Source organism: Mycolicibacterium bacteremicum, from assembly GCF_002086115.1.
Taxonomy (GTDB): Bacteria; Actinomycetota; Actinomycetes; order Mycobacteriales; family Mycobacteriaceae; genus Mycobacterium; species Mycobacterium bacteremicum.
The window spans coordinates 1-21,789 of record NZ_MVHJ01000035.1; the positions used below are offsets into that span (position 1 = coordinate 1).

Annotated in this window: 20 protein-coding genes and 1 pseudogene; 5 read left to right on the forward strand and 16 right to left on the reverse strand. The window is 69.2% G+C overall.

Annotated elements, in window-relative coordinates; all coding sequences use genetic code 11:
- Both BST17_RS25270 and BST17_RS25275 read left to right on the forward strand, forming a co-directional pair.
- Nucleotides 1-187, forward strand: a pseudogene (locus BST17_RS25270) (hypothetical protein); the annotation flags it as partial.
- Nucleotides 184-666 (forward strand): ferritin-like domain-containing protein, encoded by a 483-nt coding sequence (locus BST17_RS25275; RefSeq protein WP_083061660.1) that lies wholly within the window; start codon nt 184-186, stop codon nt 664-666. The pseudogene BST17_RS25270 and the gene BST17_RS25275, both read left to right, overlap by 4 nt.
- A gap of 11 nt (nt 667-677) precedes the next feature.
- Here the strand turns inward: BST17_RS25275 and BST17_RS25280 are convergent, their stop codons facing one another.
- Both BST17_RS25280 and BST17_RS25285 read right to left on the reverse strand, forming a co-directional pair.
- The gene (locus BST17_RS25280; protein ID WP_083061661.1) at nt 678-2,444 is read right to left on the reverse strand and encodes a proline--tRNA ligase; all 1,767 of its coding nucleotides are present in this window, start codon (nt 2,442-2,444) and stop codon (nt 678-680) included.
- 45 nt (nt 2,445-2,489) lie between these two features.
- Entirely contained in the window at nt 2,490-3,161 is a 672-nt protein-coding gene (locus tag BST17_RS25285) for a 4a-hydroxytetrahydrobiopterin dehydratase family protein (RefSeq protein WP_083061662.1), read from the reverse strand.
- Nucleotides 3,162-3,379: 218 nt separating this feature from the next.
- On the opposite strand from BST17_RS25285, the gene BST17_RS25290 reads away from it, so the two are divergent.
- Nucleotides 3,380-4,273 carry an alpha/beta fold hydrolase gene (locus tag BST17_RS25290; RefSeq protein ID WP_083061663.1) on the forward strand — a complete coding sequence of 298 codons (894 nt, stop codon included), beginning with the start codon at nt 3,380-3,382 and terminating at the stop codon, nt 4,271-4,273.
- Here the strand turns inward: BST17_RS25290 and BST17_RS25295 are convergent.
- From BST17_RS25295 to mqo, 7 genes are all read right to left on the reverse strand, one after another.
- Nucleotides 4,236-5,726, reverse strand: a complete 1,491-nt coding sequence (locus tag BST17_RS25295; protein WP_234807822.1) for an MFS transporter — start codon at nt 5,724-5,726, stop codon at nt 4,236-4,238. The two genes, BST17_RS25290 and BST17_RS25295, sit on opposite strands and share 38 nt — an antisense overlap.
- A gap of 126 nt (nt 5,727-5,852) precedes the next feature.
- Entirely contained in the window at nt 5,853-7,079 is a 1,227-nt protein-coding gene (cobA, locus tag BST17_RS25300; RefSeq protein ID WP_083061665.1) for a uroporphyrinogen-III C-methyltransferase, read from the reverse strand.
- A 19-nt stretch (nt 7,080-7,098) separates the two neighbouring features.
- Nucleotides 7,099-8,454, reverse strand: a complete 1,356-nt coding sequence (locus BST17_RS25305; RefSeq protein WP_083061666.1) for a cobyrinic acid a,c-diamide synthase CobB — start codon at nt 8,452-8,454, stop codon at nt 7,099-7,101.
- Nucleotides 8,455-8,527: 73 nt separating this feature from the next.
- Entirely contained in the window at nt 8,528-9,142 is a 615-nt protein-coding gene (gene cobO / locus BST17_RS25310) for a cob(I)yrinic acid a,c-diamide adenosyltransferase (RefSeq protein ID WP_083061667.1), read from the reverse strand.
- 8 nt (nt 9,143-9,150) lie between these two features.
- Nucleotides 9,151-11,019 carry a magnesium chelatase subunit D family protein gene (locus BST17_RS25315; RefSeq protein ID WP_083061668.1) on the reverse strand — a complete coding sequence of 623 codons (1,869 nt, stop codon included), beginning with the start codon at nt 11,017-11,019 and terminating at the stop codon, nt 9,151-9,153.
- Nucleotides 11,016-11,477, reverse strand: coding sequence for a GNAT family N-acetyltransferase (locus tag BST17_RS25320; RefSeq protein ID WP_083061703.1), 462 nt, complete (start codon nt 11,475-11,477; stop codon nt 11,016-11,018). Before BST17_RS25320 ends, BST17_RS25315 begins: the two co-directional genes overlap by 4 nt.
- A gap of 13 nt (nt 11,478-11,490) precedes the next feature.
- Nucleotides 11,491-12,930, reverse strand: coding sequence for a malate dehydrogenase (quinone) (gene mqo / locus BST17_RS25325; protein ID WP_276071619.1), 1,440 nt, complete (start codon nt 12,928-12,930; stop codon nt 11,491-11,493).
- A 143-nt stretch (nt 12,931-13,073) separates the two neighbouring features.
- Here mqo and BST17_RS25330 point away from each other — a divergent pair, with 143 nt between their 5' ends.
- Complete coding sequence (locus BST17_RS25330) at nt 13,074-14,066, forward strand: alpha/beta hydrolase (protein WP_083061670.1); 993 nt, start codon at nt 13,074-13,076, stop codon at nt 14,064-14,066.
- Nucleotides 14,067-14,073: 7 nt separating this feature from the next.
- On the forward strand, nt 14,074-15,468 hold the full coding sequence (gene mtr / locus BST17_RS25335; protein ID WP_083061671.1) for a mycothione reductase: 1,395 nt from the start codon (nt 14,074-14,076) through the stop codon (nt 15,466-15,468).
- A gap of 1 nt (nt 15,469) precedes the next feature.
- Here the strand turns inward: mtr and BST17_RS25340 are convergent, their stop codons facing one another.
- From BST17_RS25340 to BST17_RS25370, 7 genes are all read right to left on the reverse strand, one after another.
- Entirely contained in the window at nt 15,470-16,300 is an 831-nt protein-coding gene (locus BST17_RS25340; RefSeq protein ID WP_083061672.1) for a class I SAM-dependent methyltransferase, read from the reverse strand.
- An 87-nt stretch (nt 16,301-16,387) separates the two neighbouring features.
- A complete protein-coding gene (locus BST17_RS25345; RefSeq protein WP_083061673.1) occupies nt 16,388-16,708 on the reverse strand; it encodes an ArsR/SmtB family transcription factor in 321 nt (106 codons plus the stop codon).
- A 42-nt stretch (nt 16,709-16,750) separates the two neighbouring features.
- Complete coding sequence (locus BST17_RS25350) at nt 16,751-17,479, reverse strand: FadR/GntR family transcriptional regulator (RefSeq protein ID WP_083061674.1); 729 nt, start codon at nt 17,477-17,479, stop codon at nt 16,751-16,753.
- Nucleotides 17,480-17,491: 12 nt separating this feature from the next.
- The gene (locus BST17_RS25355; protein WP_083061675.1) at nt 17,492-18,265 is read right to left on the reverse strand and encodes a 3-oxoacyl-ACP reductase; all 774 of its coding nucleotides are present in this window, start codon (nt 18,263-18,265) and stop codon (nt 17,492-17,494) included.
- Entirely contained in the window at nt 18,266-19,630 is a 1,365-nt protein-coding gene (locus tag BST17_RS25360; protein WP_083061676.1) for an aldehyde dehydrogenase family protein, read from the reverse strand. It abuts the gene before it with no gap.
- Complete coding sequence (locus BST17_RS25365; RefSeq protein ID WP_083061677.1) at nt 19,627-20,391, reverse strand: gamma-glutamyl-gamma-aminobutyrate hydrolase family protein; 765 nt, start codon at nt 20,389-20,391, stop codon at nt 19,627-19,629. Before BST17_RS25365 ends, BST17_RS25360 begins: the two co-directional genes overlap by 4 nt.
- On the reverse strand, nt 20,378-21,727 hold the full coding sequence (locus BST17_RS25370) for a glutamine synthetase family protein (RefSeq protein ID WP_083061678.1): 1,350 nt from the start codon (nt 21,725-21,727) through the stop codon (nt 20,378-20,380). Before BST17_RS25370 ends, BST17_RS25365 begins: the two co-directional genes overlap by 14 nt.
- Between the last annotated feature and the right edge of the window lie 62 nt (nt 21,728-21,789).

The following is a 21,789-nucleotide window of genomic DNA, read 5'->3' on the forward strand; positions in this document are numbered from 1 at the left end:
CACCAGCACGGCCCCCGCCGCCGCCCCCACCGTCGCACAGGTCATCGACGCGTTGCGCGGGTCGGCCGAGCAGTCCGCCCAGGCCGCCGAACGGATGGCCGGCTACCGCGCCGGGCTGCTCGGCTCGATCTCGGCGTCGTGCACCGCGGCGTATCTGGTGGCGTTGGGCGGAGAGGAGAAGCCATGACCTCCCCAACCCCGACACCGGACCCGGATCGCCCCGAGGACGCCGCCCACGCGGCGCTGTTCGACGCCGTGGCCACCGAGCACGGCGCCATCTACGGCTACGGCATCGTCTCGGCGCATTCGACCTCCGAGGACAACTGGCTGGTCGCCGAGGCCATGGCCCAGCACCGGGAACGCCGTGAGCAGGCACTGGTGCTGCTGGCCGACCGGCAGGTCACCGCGCCGCTGCCGGCGCCGGGCTACCAGCTGCCGACCGAGGTCACCGATCCCGGCGACGCCGCCGAACTGGCCGTGCGGATGGAGGCCGACACCGCCACCGCCTGGCGCGCGGTGCTGGAGCAGGCCCAGACGCCGCAGGACCGCATGTTCGCCGTGACCGCGATGACGCAGGCCGCGGTGCTGGCGGCCCGGTGGCGCACGATCCTGGGGACCGCCCCGGTCACCGTGGCTTTCCCGGGCGGTCCCGAACAGGCCGGTTAGGCGTTCAGCGCTCAGCCCTGATTCGCGCGCAGCGCGGCAGCCACCTCGGCGCCCGCCCCGTCGACCGCGAGTTCGCGGGTCTCGCCGCTGAACCGGTTGCGTAGTTCCACCACACCGTCGGCCCAGCCGCGCCCGACGACCACGATCCAGGGCATGCCGAGCAGTTCGGCGTCCTTGAACTTGACCCCCGGTGACGAGGTGCGGTCATCGAGGAGCACCTCGAAGCCCAGCCGGGACAACTCACCGGCAAGCTCGGTGGCACCCACGCGGGCGGCGGCGTCCTTGTTGGCGATCACCACGTGCACGTCGAACGGCGCCACCGCGGCCGGCCAGCGCAGGCCGATCTCATCGTGCTGCTGTTCGGCGATGACCGCGACCAGTCGCGACACCCCGATGCCGTAGGACCCCATCGTCAGGCGCACCGGCTTGCCGTTCTCGTCGAGCACGTCGGCGGTGAAGGCATCGGCGTATTTGCGGCCGAGTTGGAAGATGTGCCCGATCTCGATTCCGCGGGCCGAGGTGAGCACCCCGGCGCCGTCCGGGGACGGGTCACCGTCGCGCACGTCGGCGGCCTCGATGGTGCCGTCGGGTGTGAAATCGCGGCCGGCCACCAGGCCCACCACATGCCGGTTGGGAGCATCAGCCCCGGTGATCCAGGACGTGCCGGACACCACCCGCGGGTCGACGAGGTAGCGAACACCGTTGTCCTGCAGCGCCTTCGGGCCAACATAACCCTTGACCAGGAACGGGTTGGCGGCGAAATCGGCGTCCTCGAGCAGCGTGAACTCGGCCGGCTCCAGCGCCGCGCCGAGGCGCTTCTCGTCGACCTCTCGATCACCGGGCACGCCGACGCCGAGCAGTTCCCACTCCCCGCCGGGCAGGCGCGTCTTGAGCAGGACGTTCTTCAGGGTGTCCGCCGCGGTGACGGCGCGTCCGGCGAACTGCGCCAGACCGGCCGAGTTGGCCCAGTCCACCAGGGTGGCGATGGTCGGGGCGTCCGGGGTGTCGTGCACCTGGGCCGGCGGCTGTCCCTCGATGGGGATCTCCTCGGGGGCCCTGGTGATGACGGCTTCGACGTTGGCGGCGTAACCGGACTCGACGCACCGCACGAAGGTGTCCTCGCCGACCTCGCTCTCGGCGAGGAACTCCTCCGACGCGCTGCCGCCCATTGCCCCGGACACCGCCGAGACGATCACGTAGTCCACCCCGAGCCGGCCGAAGATGCGCTGGTAGGCCTCGCGGTGGTGGTGGTAGGCGGTCTTGAGACCGTCGTCGTCGATGTCGAACGAGTACGAGTCCTTCATGACGAACTCGCGGCCGCGCAGGATGCCGGCGCGCGGACGTGCCTCGTCGCGGTACTTGGTCTGGATTTGGTACAGCAGTACCGGGAAATCCTTGTACGAGGAATACTCGCCCTTGACGGTCAGGGTGAACAGTTCCTCGTGGGTGGGGCCGAGCAGATAGTCGTTGTTGCGGCGATCCTGCAACCGGAACAGCGTGTCGCCGTACTCGGTCCAGCGGTTGGTGGTCTCGTACGGCGCGCGCGGCAGCAGGGCCGGCAGCAGGATCTCCTGACCGCCGATGGCATTCATCTCACTGCGGACGATGTTCTCGATCTTGCGCAGCACCCGCAGGCCCAGCGGCAGCCAGCTGTAGATCCCCGGGCCGACCGGCCGGACGTAGCCGGCCCGGACCAGCAGCTTGTGGCTGGGCACTTCGGCGTCGGCGGGGTCGTCACGCAGGGTTCGCAGGAACAACTCGGACATACGGGTGATCACGAGCGGTCAGCCTAGCGGGGCGACCGATCAGCCCGACAATCCAATTCAGTCACGGCCCTGCCAGGTGCACACGCAGGCCTCGTTGCCCTCGGCATCGGCGAGCACCCAGAATGCCGGCGCCGCCGCGTCGGAGACCAGCCGGCCGCCCGCGGCGAGCGCCGCCTCGATCCGTGCCGCGGCATGTTCGGGCGGCACATCGACATCGAGGTGGATCCGGTTGCGTTGCCGGCGTGGCTCGTCCATCTGCTGAAACCAGATGATCGGGCCGCGGCGCAGCGGGTCGATCAGGGCTCCCGGCGGCAGGTCGGGCGGGTGCGGTCCGTCGAGGTAGCCGGTCACCGCCCGCCAGAACCCGCGCACCGCCGCGATGTCGAGCGCGTCGATGGCGATCTCGAGTGTCTGTGCCACGACGGCGCCGTCTCCGGCAGTGGTGCGCAGCGATGCGTCGGCCAGCGCAGCGGTGATCCGGCGGGCCAGCGCGAGGTCGGATTCGGTGACCGTGCCGACGGCGCGGTCCTGCAGGCGCAGCACCACTCGGTCACCCGACAGGTCGATGTCGAGGTGTCCGGCGGCAGCGCTTCCGCCCGCCTGCACCGCGATATCCGCGGCGTGCATGGCCGCGGGCAGCGAATCCACGGTGACGTGACTGATGAGCGTCCCGAGTATCAGGCGCCAGCCCGATGCGTCGGTGGCTGCACTGATGTCCCGGCGGCGCACGGCTCCCCTACATTGCGATCGTGTAGTTATCCACAGAATTCATACACAGGTGTGGAGAAATTACACGAGTGTGTTTTGCGCGCAGCACAGCTGAGCCGTTTGTCCGCAGGGCTGGGTTTACCCGTCGTGACACCGCACCAAACATCTGAAACGAAAAACTTTGCGTCAGTCATCCCCGCTCGGGTTTACCGCCGGCGGGGGCAGGCAAGTCAACACCCATGCCCGCTGCCCCCGTCGCCCACCGACGGATCACCGTCGACGGCATCGACACCTTCTATCGCGAGAGCGGCCCCGCCGACGGCGAGGTGCTGCTGCTACCGCACGGTTACCCGTGCTCGTCCTACGCCTACCGCAATCTGCTGCCCGCCCTCGGGGACACCTGGCGCCTGGTGGCGCCGGATCTGCCGGGCTTCGGCTACAGCGCCACCCCTGCGGCCCGCGACTTCGCCTACACCTTCGACGCCTACGCGGAGTTCCTGCGGCGCTTCGCCGATGCGATGGAGCTCGGCCACTTCGCCCTCTGGCTGCACGATTACGGTTCGCAGTTCGGGTTCGCGCTGGCCATGTCGGCACCCGAGCGGGTCACCGGGCTGATCATCCAGAACGGCGACATCTATCCCGATGCCTTCGGGCCGAAATACGATTTCCTGAAGCAGGCCTGGGAGAACCCGGGGCCGCAGGCACGGCGCGGCATCGCCGAGCACGTGAGTCTCGACGGCTTCCGCAGTGAGTTCGTCGGCGAGTTGCCTGCCCACCTCACCGACCGGATCAGTCCCGATCTGTGGACACTGCACTGGGCGCTGATGTCGACGCCGGAACGGATCGCGAACCTGATCCGGCTGCTGGAGGACCAGCCGTCGACGCTGGGGCGGATGCCCGCCCAGCAGGCCTACCTGCGTGAGCACACGCCACCGGCGCTGATCGTGTGGGGCGTCAACGACGGCTACATGCCCGAGGCGTCGGCGCGGGCCTACCTGCGCGACCTACCCGAGGCGGCCGTGCACACCTTCGACGGCGGCCACTGGCTGCTGGAGACGCATCTGGGTGAGGTGGTCCCGCTGGTGCGGGATTTCCTCAGTTCTCCAGCTCTCCGGCGTCGATCGCGTCCTTGACCTCCTGGGCGTGCGCCACTTCCTCCGCGGTGTAGCGGATGAACAGCGCGGCCGCACCCACCACCACGGCGACGGCGGCAACCCACAGCAGGCCGTAGGTGTAACCCTGGTCCAGGGCGTTGAGTTGGGCCTCGTTCATGTTCTTGACCGGGCCGGTGGTCCCACCGAGGTACAGCGTGCGCGAGGTGATCACGGCCTGGATTATCGCGAGGACGACGGGTCCGCCCAGGTTCTGCAGCATCAGCGCGATGGCCGACACCGGACCGATCTCGTCGAATCCGACACCGGCGATCGCCGACACCGTGAGCGGCACGACGATCATGCCGATGCCGAAGCCGCCGACGGTGATCGGGATGACCAGGTTCGGGAAGTACGGGATGTCCCCGTGCAGCGTCGAGCCGTAGATCATCGCGGCCAGCACCAGCACCCCACCGGCGATCACCAGCAGGCGCGGTGCGAACTTCGAGACCAGCACCGAGGACAGGCCCAACCCGATGCCGAGGGCGATGACGAACGGGATGAACCCGATACCGGCGCGCAGGGCGCTGTAGCCCATGACGTCCTGCACGTACAGGCCGATCAGCACGGTCAGCGTGAACATCACGCCGCCGGCCAGGAACACCGCGTAGAAGGTGGCGACCCGGTTGCGATCGCGGAACAGCGAGAACGGCACAACGGGGTTCTCCGCGGTGCGCTCGACGTAGAGGAAGGCCAGGAAGAACACCACGGCCGCCAGGCCGGAGGCCAGCGTGACCGGGTCCAACCAGCCGCGCTCGGGCCCCATCGAGAAGCCGAACACGGCGGCGGTGCAGCCCAGGGTGGCCAGGATGGCGCCGGCGGCATCGAGTTTCATCGGCGCGCGGTCGGTCTCGCGCAGGTGGGTGCGCGCCAGGTACAGCATGATCAGGCCGATCGGGACGTTCACCAGGAAGGCCCAGCGCCAGGACACCTCGGTCAGCGCGCCGCCGACCACCAGGCCCATCACCGATCCGACACCGGTCATGGCGGCGAACACCGCGGTGGCGGTGTTGCGGGCCGGGCCCTTGGAGAAGGTCGTGGCGATCAGCGCCAGGCCGGTGGGCGAGGCGATCGCCGCTCCCACGCCCTGCAGCAGCCGCGCGATGACCAGCGTGGCCTCATCCCAGGCCACACCGCAGAGCACGGAGGCGATGGTGAACAGCGCGACGCCGACGATGAAGGTGCGCTTGCGACCGATGGTGTCGCCCAACCGGCCGCCCAGCAGCATCAGACCACCGAAGGTCAGCACATAGGCGGTGATGACCCAGCTGCGGCCGGCATCGGAGAGCCCGAGCTCGTCCTGGATCTTAGGAAGGGCGACGATGGCGACCGTGCTGTCCATCGTGGCGAGCAACTGCATGCCGCCGATGGCGATCACGGCCGCGATGAAGTTCCAGGACGGCAGGAACGCCGGCGACTTGCCGTTTTGCTGCATATCCCCTCGGCCTACGTGTACTGGCAGGGCCCGATTGCTGCCTTCTGCACCGTCTCCGCCGGACTTGCGACCGGCAGCATTGAGAGCAGTCATACCGGGCTACTTTACAGTAATCTTAGGATTCCTTTAACTACCGAACGCCGCCACCGGCCCGATAACGATGATGGCAGGCGGTCGGATCCCCTCCGAACGGACCTTCTCGGCCACATCGGCCAGCGTCGCCCGGACCGTCCGCTGCGCCGCCGTCGTCCCATGCTGAACCACGATCACCGGCGTATCCGCAGGTCTGCCGCCTGCCAGCAACGCCTGCGCGAACTGTTCGATCCGCTCGACGGCCATCAGCAGCACGATCGTGCCGGACATCGCGGCAAGCGCATCCCAATTCACTAACGATTCGGGGTGCCCCGGCGCAACATGGCCGCTGACCACCACGAACTCGTGCGTGACGTGGCGATGGGTGACCGGAACGCCGGCCAGCGCGGGCACCGCTATGGCACTGGTCACACCGGGCACCACGGTCACCGGCACGCCGGCCTCGGCGCACGCGATCACCTCTTCGTAACCACGCGCGAACACGAACGGGTCGCCGCCTTTGAGCCGCACCACGAACTTGCCGGCCTTGGCCCGATCGATCAGGACGTCGTTGATGGCCTCCTGCGCCATCGCGCGTCCGTACGGGATCTTCGCGGCGTCGATCACCTCCACATGCGGGGACAACTCGGCGAGCAGTTCCGGCGGGGCCAACCGATCGGCGACGACGACGTCGGCGTTGGCCAGCAACCGCCGACCGCGCACGGTGATCAGCTCCGGGTCGCCGGGTCCACCGCCGACCAGGGCCACACCCTCGTGCACGGTGGCCCCTTCCCTGCCGGTGTTGCCGGCCCGGTCGCTGATCACCCCGGTCTGCAACGCCTCGTGGATGGCCGAGCGGATGGCCGCCGACCGCCGGTGCTCACCGCTGGCCAGCACGCCGACCGACAAACCCTCGTATTCGAAGGACGCCGGCGTCACCGCGGTTCCCTCGATGGCCACGTCGGCGCGCACGCAGAAGATGCGGCGGCGATCAGCGCCGGCCACGATGGCGGCGTTCACATCCGGGTCATCGGTGGCCGCCAACGCGTACCAGGCCCCGTCGAGGTCCTCGTCACGGAAGTCACGCAGCGTCACGGTCACGGTGGCCGACGAGTCGCCGAACGCCTCGACCGCGGGGGTCGCCGCGCGGGCGATCACGTGCACGTCGGCACCGGCGGCGACCAACAGCGGCAGCCTGCGCTGGGCCACGCTGCCGCCGCCGACGACCACGACTTTGCGGCCCTCCAGACGCAGACCGACCAGGTAGGCGTTGTCTGTCACTGGGCTCCTCGGGTGCGCGTCACCCGCCGAGCTTAAAGGTTGCCGCGGCACCGACGAAGCGCGAGCATGCCTGCGGGTGCCCGGCCGGGTGGGTGTGCAGATAGCCGGCGTGCACCCCGCGGTGCACGGCGCCGTCCCGGCCGCCGGTCTTGGCAAACCCCCATGCCGGCTCATACTCGGAGGCGAATGTGACTGCGGTGCGGTGGAATTCGTGCCCGGACACCCGTTCTCCCGCGGTATGCATGGACGAGTCCGCGACCGCGACGGCATCGCGGTAGCCGAGTGTGAGCCGTTCGGTGAACCGGGCCGACCCGGCGAGCACGCCACACATCGGCGCTCCGTCGAGATCGTCGACCAGATAGGTCAACCCGGCGCATTCGGCGTGGATCGGCGCGCCGGCCGCGGCGAGCGCGCGGATCTGCGCGCGCACCGGCTCGTTGGCCGACAGCTCGGCGGTGAACTGCTCGGGGAAGCCACCGGGGATCACCAGCCCGGCGGTGCCCGCGGGCAAGCCCTCGGTGAGCGGGTCGAAGTCGACGACATCGGCCCCGGCCGCCACCAACAGCTCCCGGTGCTCGGCATAACCGAAGCTGAACGCGCGTCCGGCGGCCAGTGCGACGGTCACCGCCGTCCGTCCGGCGGCGCCCGGCGGACTCCAGGCCGGGGCGTCCACCCACGCCGACGCGGCGCGGGCCAGCGCGCCGACATCGACGTGCTCGGCGACCAGATCCGTCATCGCCGCCACCGCGCGCTGGGCCAGCGCGCCGAACTCGACGGCGGTCACCAGTCCCAGGTGCCGCGACGGCACCTCCAGTTCGGCGGCCCGGGGAATCGCGCCGAACACGGTGACCCCGGCCTGCTCGCAGCCCTGCCGCAGCACCTGCTCGTGGCGGGCCGAGCCGACCCGGTTCAGGATCACCCCGGCCACCCGGATCGAGGTGTCGAAGGTCGAGAAGCCGTGCAGCAGAGCGGCGATGCTGTGGGCCTGCCCGCGGGCGTCGACGACGAGCACCACCGGGGCGCCCAGCATGCCCGCGACGTGCGCGGTGGACCCCTGCGCCGGGCCGGCGTGGTGCTCGCTGATCCGCCCGTCGAACAGGCCCATCACTCCTTCGACCACGGCGATGTCGGCGGTCGCGGTGCCGTGCCGGTACAGCGGCCCGATCAGTGACTCGCCCACCAGCACCGGGTCCAGGTTGCGCCCGGGGGTCCCGGCCGCCAGCGCGTGATAGCCCGGGTCGATGAAGTCCGGGCCGACCTTGAACGGCGCGACGCGGTGCCCGGCACGGCGCAGCGCACCCATCAGACCCGTTGCGACGGTGGTCTTCCCGCTGCCCGAGGACGGTGCGGCGATGACCACCGCCGGAACCGTCACGCGCCACCATCCCGGCGAGCGTGCGTGTCTGCGGGCAACACGCCAGCTGAAAAGACGAGTCTGCGCACGCTCGTCACCACTCGATACCCCGCTGACCCTTGCGGCCGGCATCCATCGGGTGCTTGATCTTGGTCATCTCGGTCACCAGGTCGGCGGCGTCGATGAGGGCTTGGGGCGCATCCCGTCCGGTGATCACCACATGCTGGCGGCCGGGCCGGTTGCGCAGCACCTCGACCACCTCATCGACATCGACCCAGCCCCACTTGAGTGGATAGGTGAACTCGTCGAGGACGTAGAAGTCGTGGCTCTGCTCGGCGATCCGGCGGCTGATCTCGGCCCAGCCGTCGCGCGCGGTCTCGGCGTGGTCGACCTCGGAACCCTGCTTGCGCGTCCACGACCAGCCCGAGCCCATCTTGTGCCACTGCACCGGGCCGCCGGCGCCGTGCTCGTCGTGCAACTTGCCGAGCTCCCGAAAGACGCTCTCCTCGCCCACTTTCCATTTCGCGCTCTTGACGAACTGGAACACCGCGACGTCGAAACCCTGATTCCACGCCCGCAGCGCCATCCCGAACGCGGCGGTCGACTTGCCCTTGCCGGGCCCGGTGTGCACGGCCAGCAACGGCGCATTGCGGCGCGCCTTGGTGGTCAGTCCGTCATCGGGCACGGTCAGCGGTTGTCCCTGTGGCATCAGGCCTCCTATGCCGCGGTCTTGACCAGCGAGGTGAGCTCACCGGCCTGCAGGTGCGCGAGCCGAACCGCCGGAGCCTCCAGCTGGCGGGCCAGCTCCTCGGCCAAACCCAGTCGCACGAAGGATGTCTCGCAATCCACCACGACGGCGGCGGCCCCCTCGGCAACCAGCATCCGGGCCGCGGCGCGGGTCCTGCCCAGCGGATCGGGTCCCCCGGTGGCCCGGCCGTCGGTCAGCACCACCACCAGCGGACGCCGCGCACGGTCGCGCGCCTTCTCGCGCACCACCACATCGCGGGCGGCCAACAGTCCCTGCGCCAGCGGCGTCTTGCCGCCGGTGTCGAAGCGCGCCAACCGGCGGCCGGCGATGTACACCGATGAGGTCGGCGGCAGCAGCACATCGGCCTGCTGCCCACGGAAGGTGATCACCGCCACCTTGTCGCGGCGCTGGTAGGCGTCGCGCAGCAGGGACAGCGCGGCACCGCCGACGGCCGACATCCGGTCCCGGGCCGCCATCGACCCGGACGCGTCGACCACGAAGATGACCAGATTGCCCTCGCGGCCCTCGCGTACCGCGCGCCGCACATCATCGGGTTGTACCCGCGGCCGGCCCGGCGTGCGCTGGTTGTTCACCGCGGCCAGCAGCGTCGCGAAGACGTGCGTGCCGTGGCCCTCGCCGGGCACCTCGGTCGATCCCACGGTGCTGCCGGTGCGATTACGGGCCCGCGACCGCCTGCCCGGTGCGCCCTCGCCGACCCCCGGTACCACCAGTGCCTTGGTCCGGAAGGTGGCCGACGGCGGCGCGCTGGACCGGGTCGGCGGCGGCGCGACCTTCTGCTGTTGCGAGTTCTCCGCCGAATCACCCTGCGGCGCCGAACCTTCGGTGGTGGCATCCGATCCCCCGCCACCACCCGGCGGTTCGGGATCGGGCTCGGGCTCCTCGGGTGGCTCGGCGGTCTGCGACAGCGCATCGTCGAGGCGCTCGGGATCCAGTCCGGGATCGTCAAAGGGATCACGGCGACGCCGGTGCGGCAGCGCCAGTTCGGCGGCGACCCGGATGTCCTCTTCCGCCACGACCGCCGACCCGCGCCAGGCGGCGTGCGCGACGGCGGTGCGGGCCAGCACCAGATCGGCGCGCATACCGTCGACGTCGAAGGCCGCGCACAGCGCTGCGATCCGGCGTAATTCGTTGTCGCCCAACACCACATCGGCCAGCGCGGCGCGGGCCTCGGCGATCCGGCGGGCGAGTTCGGCGTCGGCCTCGGCATGGCGGGCGGCGAACGCGGCCGGATCCGCCTCGTAGGCCAGTCGCGACCGGATCACCTCGACGCGGGTGTCGACGTCGCGGGAGGCCGCCACATCCACCGTCAGGCCGAACCGGTCCAGCAGCTGCGGGCGCAGCTCGCCCTCCTCGGGATTCATCGTGCCGATCAGGACGAACCGGGCGTCGTGTGAGTGCGACACCCCGTCCCGTTCGATGTGCACCCGGCCCATCGCGGCGGCATCGAGCAGCACGTCGACCAGATGGTCGTGCAACAGGTTGACCTCGTCGACGTACAGCACGCCGCCGTGCGCGCGGGCCAGCAGACCGGGTGAGAAGGCGTGTTCGCCCTCGCGCAGCACCTTCTGCAGATCCAACGAGCCCACCACCCGGTCCTCGGTGGCGCCGATCGGCAACTCGACCAGCCGGGCATCCTCGTCGACGTGCGCCAGCACCGCGGCCAGCGCCCGCACCGCAGTCGATTTCGCGGTGCCCTTCTCGCCGCGGATCAGCACCCCGCCGATGTCGGGACGCACCGCGCACAGCACCAGCGCCAGGCGAAGCCGGTCGTGCCCGACCAGCGCGGAGAACGGGAAGTGCGCTGTCGCCGAGGTCATTGCGCCCCCGAGGCGGGCCGCACCATCGCGATGTGCGGGATCCCGTCCTCGATGAATTCCTCACCCTCGGGCAGGAATCCGTGCGCGGCATACATGTCCTGCAGATAGGTCTGCGCATCGATCCGGCACGGGTAGGTGCCCACCTCGGCCAGCGCGGCCTGCATCAGCCGGGCGGTGTGCCCGCGACCGCGGTCGCTGCGTTTGGTGCAGACCCGACCGATCCGGAACACCTTCTCCCCACCGGGATGCTCCTCCATCAGTCGCAGGGTCGAGATCACCTGTCCGTCCTCGCCTTCGAGCCAGAAGTGCCGGGTCTCGGCGAGCAGATCACGTCCGTCGAGTTCCGGGTAGGGGCACGCCTGTTCGACGACGAACACCTCGACGCGCAGCTTGAGCAGCTCGTAGAGGGTCGCGGCGTCGAGATCCTTGGCCCAGTTGCGGCGCAGTGCGACGGTCATGACGACATCACCGTCATACGGGGGCGGGCGCATCCAGCTTGAGCACCTTGGTGCCGTGATCCCAGATCTCACGGAACAGTGCCGGCTCCCCGGAGAGCTTGGTGCCCAACGACGGCACCATCTCCTTGAGCTTGGGCAGCCAGGCCTGATAACGGTCGGCGAAGCAGCGTTCCATCACCTCGAGCATGGCCGGCACCGCCGTCGACGCGCCCGGGGAGGCGCCGAGCAGACCGGCAATGCTGCCGTCGGCCGCGGTGAGCACGGTGGTGCCGAATTCCAGCACGCCGCCGGCACCCTTGCGCCGGATCACCTGCACGCGCTGCCCGGCGATGTCGAGTTCCCAATCGGAATCCTGTGCGCTCGGGGCGAATTCGCGTAGCGCATCGACCCGGTCGCCCTCGCTGAGCAGCAGCTGCCCGATCAGGTACTTCAGCAGGCTCATCTCGGTGAGGCCGACGCCGAGCATGGACGCCAGGTTGTTGGGCTTGACCGACAGCGGCAGATCGGTGACCTTGCCCTGCTTGAGGAATTTCGGTGACCAGCCGGCGAACGGACCGAACAGCAGGTAGGACTTGCCGTTGATCACCCGGGTGTCCAGGTGCGGCACCGACATCGGCGGCGCGCCCAGCGGCGGTGCGCCGTAGACCTTGGCCTGATGCCTGCTGGTCAGCTCCGGGTTGGCCGTACGCAGCCACTGGCCGCCCACCGGGAAACCGCCGAAACCCTTGGCCTCCGGGATGCCGGCCTTCTGCAGCAGCGGCAGTGCCCCGCCGCCGGCGCCGACGAACACGAACTTGGCCTTGATCTTGTGCTTGGCCCGCGACCGCCGGTTGACGACCTTGACCGTCCAGCCACCGTCGGAGTCCTTGCTCAGGTCCCGCACGTCGTGGCCGAACAGTGTGGTCATGCCCTGGCCCGCGGTGTAGCCGATGAGCTGGCGGGACAGCGAACCGAAGTCGACGTCGGTGCCCGACTGGGTCCAGTTCAGCGCGACCGGCTCGGCGAACGTGCGCTTGTCCGCCATGAACGGCAGCCGGCGGGCGAACTCGTCGGTGTCGTCGATGTACTCCATGCTCTCGAAGAGCGGGTTGGTCACCAGCGCGTTGTAGCGGGCGCGCAGGTACTTGGTGTTCTCGGCGCCCTCGACGAAGCTGACGTGCGGGATGGGGTTCAGGAAGTTGCGCACGTCGGGCAGCACGCCGTTGGACACGGCGTAGGTCCAGAACTGGCGGGACACCTGGAACTGCTCGTTGACGTTGACGGCCTTGGCGATGTCGATCGTGCCATCGGCCTTCTGCGGCGTGTAGTTGAGCTCACACAGCGCCGAATGCCCGGTACCCGCGTTGTTCCACGGGTCGCTGCTCTCGGCGGCCGCGCCGTCGAGGCGCTCGATCAGGGTGATCGACCAATTCGGTTCCAGCAGGCGCAGCAGCGCACCCAGGGTGGCGCTCATGATGCCGGCGCCGACGAGCACCACGTCCGTCTTCACTGTCTTCGGGTCAGACACGCCCTCAAGGTTATCGTCGCCAGGCCCCGTCGCTTCGCTCGGCCCCGCTCCGTCAACCGGCAGGCCATCCGGTCACTAGAGTGGCAGTCGTGACCGGCTGGGAGCCCGATGTCTTGCCAGGCTATTGGCAGCAGCCGCTGGCCCTCGGCCCCGATCCCGACGGCGAGGGCGAGCTGGTGGCCACGCTGGTGGCCCGGGGCCGTCCGCAACCACGCCCGGACCGGGCGGTGCTGGTGGTGCACGGGTACACCGACTACTTCTTCCACACCGAACTGGCCGACCACTTCGCCGAGCGCGGGTTCGCCTGCTACGCCCTGGACCTGCCCAAGTGCGGTCGTTCCCGCCGCGACGGCCAGACCCCGCATTTCACCTCGAATCTGGCGCATTACGACGCGGCGCTGCAGTCGGCCCTGGACGTCGTGGACGCACACGAGGTGCTGATCTACGGACATTCGGCGGGCGGGCTGATCGTGTCGCTGTGGCTGGACCGGCTGCGCCGCCGCGGCGCCACCGGGCCGGTCACCGGGCTGGTGCTCAACAGCCCGTTCCTCGACCTGCACGGGCCGGCGATCCTGCGCACCCCGCCCACCTCGGCCGCGTTGATCGCGCTGGCGCGGGTGCGCAAGATGACGGTGATCCGCAAACCGACCCCCGGCGGCTACGGCACCACCCTGCACCGCGACTTCACCGGCGAGTTCGACTACAACCTGGACTGGAAACCGGTGGGCGGCTTCCCGGTGACCTTCGGCTGGATCAATGCCATCCGGCGCGGTCAGAAGCAGCTGCACCGCGGACTCGACGTCGGGGTGCCGAGCCTGATCCTGCGCTCGGATCGCAGCGTCGCCGAGGCGGGTGATCCCGACCTGATCCACCGCGGTGACGCGGTCCTCGACGTCACCCAGATCGCGCGCTGGGCCGGCTGCATCGGCAACCGGCTCACCGTGGTGCCCGTCACCGACGCCAAACACGATGTCTTCCTGTCCCTGCCCGAACCCCGGGCCGCGGCCTACCGCGAATTGGACATCTGGCTGGACGGGTATCGGAGAACCGGGACATCATCGACCACACCACATTCCGGATAGGACGCAGATGCAGCATTACGACCTGACCATCATCGGCACGGGTTCGGGAAACAGCATCCCCGACCCGGGGTTCGACCCCCGCTACGCCGATATGCGGATCGCGATCTGCGAGCAGGGCAGGTTCGGCGGCACCTGCCTCAACGTCGGCTGCATCCCGACCAAGATGTTCGTCTACGCCGCCGAGGTCGCCGAGACGATCAAGGAGAGCTCGACCTTCGGCGTCGACGCCCACGTCGACAAGGTGCGCTGGCCCGACATCGTGTCGCGGATCTTCGGTCGGATCGACCCGATAGCCAACGGGGGCGAGGCCTACAAGCGCAGTCTGCCCAATATCGACGTCTACGGCAGCCACACCCGGTTCAGCGGGGTCGCCGACGGCCGCTACACGTTGCGCACCGAGGATGGCGCCGAGTTCAGCTCTGATCAGGTGGTGATCGCCGCCGGCGCCCGAGCGGTGATCCCGCCGGCCATCACCGAATGCGGTGTGCAGTACTACACCAGCGACAACATCATGCGGATCAGTGCACTGCCGGAGCACCTGGTGATCGTCGGCGGCGGATTCGTGGCCGCCGAGTTCGCGCACGTGTTCTCCTCCCTCGGGGTGAAGGTCACCATCGTGGTGCGCGGACCGGGACTGTTGACCCACTGCGATGAGACGCTGTGCCACCGATTCACCGACCTGGCCGCACAGAAATGGGATCTGCGCACCCATGTCAACGTCATCGGCTCCCGGCCGACCGACGGCGACGGTGTCGTGCTCGAACTCGATGACGGCTCCGAGCTGGTCGGCGACATGCTGCTGGTGGCCACCGGCCGCAAACCCAACGGTGACCTGCTGGACGCCGAGCGGGCCGGCGTCCAGGTCGACAACGGCATGGTCGTCGTCGACGAATACCAGCGCACCAGCGCGCGCGGGGTCTGGGCCCTGGGCGACGTGTCCTCGGACTATCAACTCAAGCACGTGGCCAATCACGAGATGCGGGTGGTGCGGCACAACCTGCTGCGCGACTGGGATGACACCGCGGCCATGGTGGCCAGCGACCACCGGTACGTGCCGTCGGCGGTGTTCACCGACCCGCAGATCGCCACCGTCGGGCTCACCGAGGCCGAGGCCCGCGAGGCCGGTCACGACATCATCGTCAAGGTGCAGAACTACGGTGACACCGCCTACGGCTGGGCGATGGAGGACACCACGGGTATCGCCAAGCTGATCGGTGACCGGGCCACCGGCGCCATCCTGGGTGCGCACATCATGGGCCATCAGGCGTCCTCGATCATCCAACCGCTGATCCAGGCGATCAGCTTCGGTCAGACCGCCAAAGAGGTTGCCACCGGCCAATACTGGATCCACCCGGCATTGCCCGAGGTCATCGAGAACGCCCTGCTCGGCCTGGTGGAATGAGTCAGCGCCTGGTCGCGGTCACCACCAGGTACTCGGCCTCCCACCGGCCGTCGCGTCGGGTGCCGGCCAAATAGTCCAGGAACGCTTGATCCAACGCCGCGGTCTGCTCGGGTTTGTCGGCGTTGAAGGCGTAGGCCGCGATGGTGGGCCCGTAGTTGCGCTTCCAGTACTCGCGGAACTCCAACGGATCGGTGCAACGGTCCAGCAGGACCGTCTGTCGGTGCATGGCCAGATCCTGCACGCGGTCGCCGAACAGTTCGGCGACGTGCACCTCATCACCCCACAGCGGGGGCGGACTCGCCCCGGGCGGCGGGGGCGCCGCATACGGCTTCATCGTCGCGAACAGCCCACCGATGAAACCCGTTGGCGTCCAGTTGATCAAGCCGATCCGGCCACCGGGACGGCACACCCGGACGAGCTCGTCGGCGGCCGCCCGGTGGTGCGGTGCGAACATCACCCCGACGCAGGACAGCACGATGTCGAAGGCGTTGTCCGCGAACGGCATCGCTTCGGCGTCGGCCTCCACCCACTCCAGGTGCACGCCGCGCTCGGCGGCGGCCCGGCGGCCGGCGTCGAACAGTTCCGGGGTGAGGTCGGCGGCGGTGACGACGGCTCCGGCGGCCGCGGCCGGTATCGCGGCGTTGCCCGCGCCGGCGGCGACGTCGAGAACCCGGTCCCCGGCGCTCACCCCGCAGGCACGCACCAGTTCGGGGCCGAGGGTGGGGATCAGCTCGGTGGCGACGGCCACGTAATCGCCGGATGCCCACAGCGCGCGGTGCTTGGCCTTCAGGACGCGGTCGGCGTCGACGGATTGCTGCTCGGTGGTGCTCATGATGGTTCCTCCCGATGTACCAGCTGGATGCATCCATGCTGATCTGCGGGCGATCGGATGTGTCCGAATTGGCAGATTCGGCTCGGGTCAGTTGTGACCGGCGCCGATCCAGTGCAGCAGATCGTGCACGATGTCATCGTCGAGGCGGTAGCTCACCGAACGGCCCACCCGGCTGCTGGTCACCCAACCCTGTCCGCGCAGCACGCGAAGAGCCTGCGAGACAGCGTTTTCAGAGCGGCCGAGGGCGGCGGCCAGGTCACCGACACAGATACCGGGCACCCGGTGCAGGCTCAGCAGAATCTCCAGCCGGTGCGGATCCGACAGCAGGTCGAATCGTCGGGCCCACTCCCCGGTATCGACATCGGACAGGGCCGACGACGCCTTGTGCACCGCCGACGCCTCGTCCATGACAGGCAATCTAGTCCCCGCCGGGAGGGTTCGTCGCGGCGCTCAGTCCAGGAATCCGTGCAGCAGCGCCGCCGACCCGGCCAGATGCGCACACATGGCGTCCGCGGCGGCGTTGCCGTCCCCGGCCAGGATGGCTTCGACGATGGCGTCGTGCTGCTCGTCGGAGTGCGCGATATTGCGGCCCAGCAGCGGGATCTGGTCCAGCAGCGCGTTGATGCGCATCCGGTTCTCGGCGACCAGCGGCACCAGCGACACCGAACCGGCCGCCTCGGCGATCGCCAGGTGCAGCCGGGAGTCCAGCCGTCGGTAGTCCTCGGCCGCGGCACCGCGCACATCCTCGCAGCGCGACCGCAGTTCGGCCCGCTCGGTCTCGGTCAGGGTGCGGGTGGCCGCCATCCGGGCCGCGCCGACCTCGAGGATCTCGCGCAGCCGCAGCACATCGTCGAGGACGTCGCGGGTGACCGCGTCGCCGTCGGGTGGGTGCGCGAGGTCGGGCAGCTCATCGGCCAGGAAGGTGCCGCCGTAGCGGCCGCGCTTGGAGACCAGGTGACCGGTGTCGGCCAGCGATTTGATGGCCTCGCGGACGGTGTCGCGGCTGACGCCCAGCCGAGCGGCCAGTTCCCGTTCCGGTGGTAGCGACTCGCCGGGCGCCAGCACGCCCAACCGGATCATCTGCAGCAGCCGCCCGACGGTGTCCTCGAACGCGTTGCCCAGCCGGACCGGGCGCAGCAACGCATCGCTGGCGGGCTGCGGATCCGGTGCGGCCGACACGTCGCGCCGCCCTTACAGCGGGGTCACGTAGGCGGAGCTGATACCGCCGTCGACCAGGAACGACGATCCGGTGATGAAGGAGGCGTCATCGCTGGCCAGGAACGCCACGGCGGCGGCCAATTCCTCAGGTTCGGCGAACCGTCCCACCGGCACGTGCACCAACCGGCGCGCGGCCCGCTCGGGATCCTTGGCGAACAATTCCTTGAGCAGCGGGGTGTTCACCGGTCCGGGGCACAGCGCGTTGACCCGGATCCCCTGGCGCGCGTACTGCACGCCGAGCTCACGCGACATGGCCAACACCCCGCCCTTGGACGCGGTGTAGGAGATCTGCGATGTCGCCGAGCCCATCACCGCGACGAACGACGCGGTGTTGATGATCGATCCCTTCTGCGCCGGGACCATATGCCGCAGAGCGGCTTTCGAGCACAGGAACACCGATTTGAGGTTGATGTCCTGCACCCGCTGCCAGGCATCGAGGCTGGTGTTCTCGATCAGGTCGTCCTCCGGGGGACTGATCCCGGCGTTGTTGAAGGCGATGTCCACCCCGCCGTGCACCTCGTAGGCGGTGTCGAACAGGTTGTCGACCGCGACCGGGTCCGACACGTCGACCTGGACGAAGGTGACGTTGAGATCGTTGGCGACGGTCTGGCCGGTAGCGGGGTCCACGTCGCCGATGACGACGATGGCGCCCTCGGCCTGCATCCGTTTGGCGGTGGCCAGTCCGATGCCGCTGGCACCGCCGGTGATGACGGCGACCTTGTCCTTGAGTCGCTGGGTCAGGTCCACTTAGTTCTCCTCGATTGCGATGAAGACGTTCTTGGTCTCGGTGAAGGACAGCGGCGCATCGGGGCCCAGTTCGCGGCCCAGTCCGGACTGCTTGAACCCGCCGAACGGGGTGGTGTAGCGCACCGAGGAATGCGAGTTGACGCTCAGGTTGCCCGCCTCGACGGCCCGCGAGACCCGCACCGCACGGGACAGGTTGTCGGTCCAGATGGATCCGGACAGCCCGTATCGGGTGTCGTTGGCCAGCGCGATGGCGTCGGCCTCGTCCTCGAACGGCAGCACCGTGACGACCGGTCCGAAGATCTCCTCGGTGACGGTGCGGTCGGTGCGCTGCGGGGTCAGCACGGTCGGCGGGAACCAGAATCCGGGACCCTGTGGCGCCGTTCCGCGGAAGGCGATCGGCGCGTCGTCGGGGACGTAGCCGCGCACCGACTCCCAGTGCGTGCGCGACACCAGCGGTCCCATCTCGGTGTCCGATGCCGTCGGGTCGCCCACCTTCACACCGGCCACGGCGGGTTCCAGCAGTTCCATGAAGCGCTCATAGACGGTGCGCTGGACAAGAATCCGGCTACGGGCGCAGCAGTCCTGACCGGCGTTGTCGAAGACGCCGTATGGCGCGGTCGCGGCGGCGCGCTCCAGATCGCAGTCGTCGAAGATGATGTTGGCGCTCTTGCCGCCCAACTCCAGGGTGACCCGCTTGACGTGTGCGGCGGCCCCGGCCATCACCCGGGTGCCGACGGCGGTGGAGCCGGTGAACACGACCTTGCGGACATCAGGGTGGGTGACGAACCGCTCCCCCACCACCGGTCCCGCCCCGGGCAGCACCTGGAACAGATCCGGGTCCAGGCCCGCGGTCACCGCGAGTTCGGCCAGCCGCAGCGTCGTCAGCGGGGTCCATTCGGCCGGTTTCACCAGCACCGCGTTACCGGCGGCCAGCGCCGGGGCGAACCCCCAGGACGCGATGGTCATCGGGAAGTTCCACGGGGTGATGATGCCGACCACGCCGAGCGGTTCGTTGAATGTCACATCGATGCCACCGGCCACCGGGATCTGCTTGCCCGCCAGGCGTTCCGGGCTGGCGGCGTAGAAGGTCAGCACATCGCCGACATGACCGGCCTCCCACTCGGCCTGTCCGATCGGATGCCCGGAATTCGCCACCTCGAGCGCACCGAGCTCACCGACGTGCGCATCGACGACGGCGGCGAAGTCGCGCAGCGCCGCGGCGCGCTCCGCCGGGGCGAGCTTGGCCCACTTCCGTTGCGCGACGACGGCGCGGGCCACCGCATCGTCGACCGCGGCGACATCGAGCAGATCGACCCGGCGCAGCAATTCCTCGGTCGCCGGGTTGATGACGTCACAACTGGTCATGAAACGCTTTCTCTCGATACCGATCTGGTGTGTGTGTAGCGCCGCGCGGCCTCGACCACCGCGCCGAACAGGCGCAGATCGTCCAGGCGCTCCTCGGGATGCCACTGCACGGCGAGCGCGAACTGGTCCGGGTATGCGCCGGGATCGAGTTCGACGGCCTCGATGGTGCGGTCGGCCCCGTCGAGCGCACTGACGACCAGCCCCCTGCCGAGCCGGTCGATGCCCTGGTGGTGGTAGCACTGGGCATCGGTGGTCTCGCCGATCAATTCGGCCAGCCGGGTGCCCGGCACGGTGACCACCGCCGAGGTGGTGAACACCGCGTTGCCGAGCTGGTGGCGGTTGTGGCCCAGCACATCGGGCAGGTGTTGGTGCAGCGTGCCACCGAGGACGACGTTGAGAACCTGTGCGCCGCGGCAGATCCCGAGCACCGGCAGCTGCCGGGCCAATGCCCGTTCGACGAGGGCGAATTCCCAGGCGTCGCGGGAGCCGGCCGGTTCGTCGGTGCTCGGGTGCCGGTTCTGTCCGTAGGTGGCCGGGTCGACATCGCGGCCACCGGTGATGATCAGCCCGTCGAGTCCGTCGAGCACCCGGTCGGCGACATCGGGCTGCTGGGGCGGTAGCAGCACCGCGGTGCCCCCGGCCAGGTTGACGCCCTGCAGGTAGATGGCGGGCAGGAAGCTGGCCTGGACGTCCCAGACGCCGGTCTGCGCCTGCTGCAGGTAGGTGGTCAGGCCCAGGACCGGCTGCTCACAACCGCTCAAAGCCACGCACCCGCTCCCAGTCGGTGACGGCCGCGTTGAAGGCCTTCAGTTCGATGCGCGCGTTGTTCAGGTAATGCTCGACGACCTCGTCACCGAACGCGTCGCGGGCGACCTGCGATCCCTCGAACAGCGCGGCAGCCTCGGTCAGCGTGGTCGGCAACCGGTCGGCTCCGCTGGTATAGGCATTACCGGCCAACGCGTCGGGCAGTTCGAGTTCGTTGTCGATCCCGTGCAGCCCGCCGGCGATCAGCGCCGCGACGGCCAGGTACTGGTTGACATCGCCACCGGGGGCCCGGTTCTCCATCCGCATGCCCTGGCCGTGCCCGACCACGCGCAGCGCGCAGGTCCGGTTGTCCAGCCCCCACGCCACCGCCGTCGGGGCGAAGCTGCCGTCGGCGAAACGCTTGTAGGAGTTGATGTTCGGGGCGTACCACAGGCTCAGTTCACGCAGCGTGGCGAGTTGACCGGCCACGAAGCTGCGGAACATCGGCGACATCCCGAGCGGGTCGCTGTCGTCGGCGAACACCGCCGCGCCGTCCGCGCCCCGAAGAGATATGTGGATGTGACAGCTGTTGCCCTCACGCTCGTCGAACTTGGCCATGAAGGTCAACGACTTGCCGTGCTGGTCGGCGATCTCCTTGGCGCCGTTCTTGTAGATGGTGTGGTTGTCACAGGTGACCAGCGCCTCGTCGTACCGGAAGGCGATCTCCTGCTGGCCCAGGTTGCACTCGCCTTTGACGCCCTCGCAATACATGCCGGCACCGTCCATGCCGAGCCGGATGTCGCGCAGCAGCGGCTCCATCCGGGTGGAGGCCAGCATGGCGTAGTCGATGTTGTAGTCGGTGGCCGGTGTCAGCCCGCGGTAGCCGGCCTTCCAGGCGTCGCGGAAGGTGTCGTCGAAGACCATGAACTCCAGTTCGGTGCCGACGTAGGCACTCAGGCCGCGTTCGGCGAGCCGGTCGAGCTGGGTACGCAGGATGCTGCGCGGCGCCGGCGCCACCGGGGCGCCGTCGGTGAAGGACAGGTCGGCCATCACCAGCGCGGTGCCCGGCAGCCAGGGCAGCAGGCGCAGGGTGTCGAAATCCGGGGTCATCACCATATCGCCGTAACCGGTCTCCCAGCTCGACATGGCGTACCCGTCGACGGTGTTCATGTCGACGTCGACGGCCAGCAGATAGTTGCAGCATTCGGCGCCGTGCGCGGCCACCTCTTCGACGAACAACCGCGCAGAGACCCGCTTTCCGGTCAGCCTGCCCTGCATGTCGGGGAAGGCGAGGATGACGGTGTCGATCTCCTTGGCGGCGACGAGACGCTCCAATTCGGCTTGCGTCAGCATGCTGGCTCCGTCCTGTCGGCTCCGGCGCGGATCGGCATTGACCCAGCCGTCGCCTCTAAAGG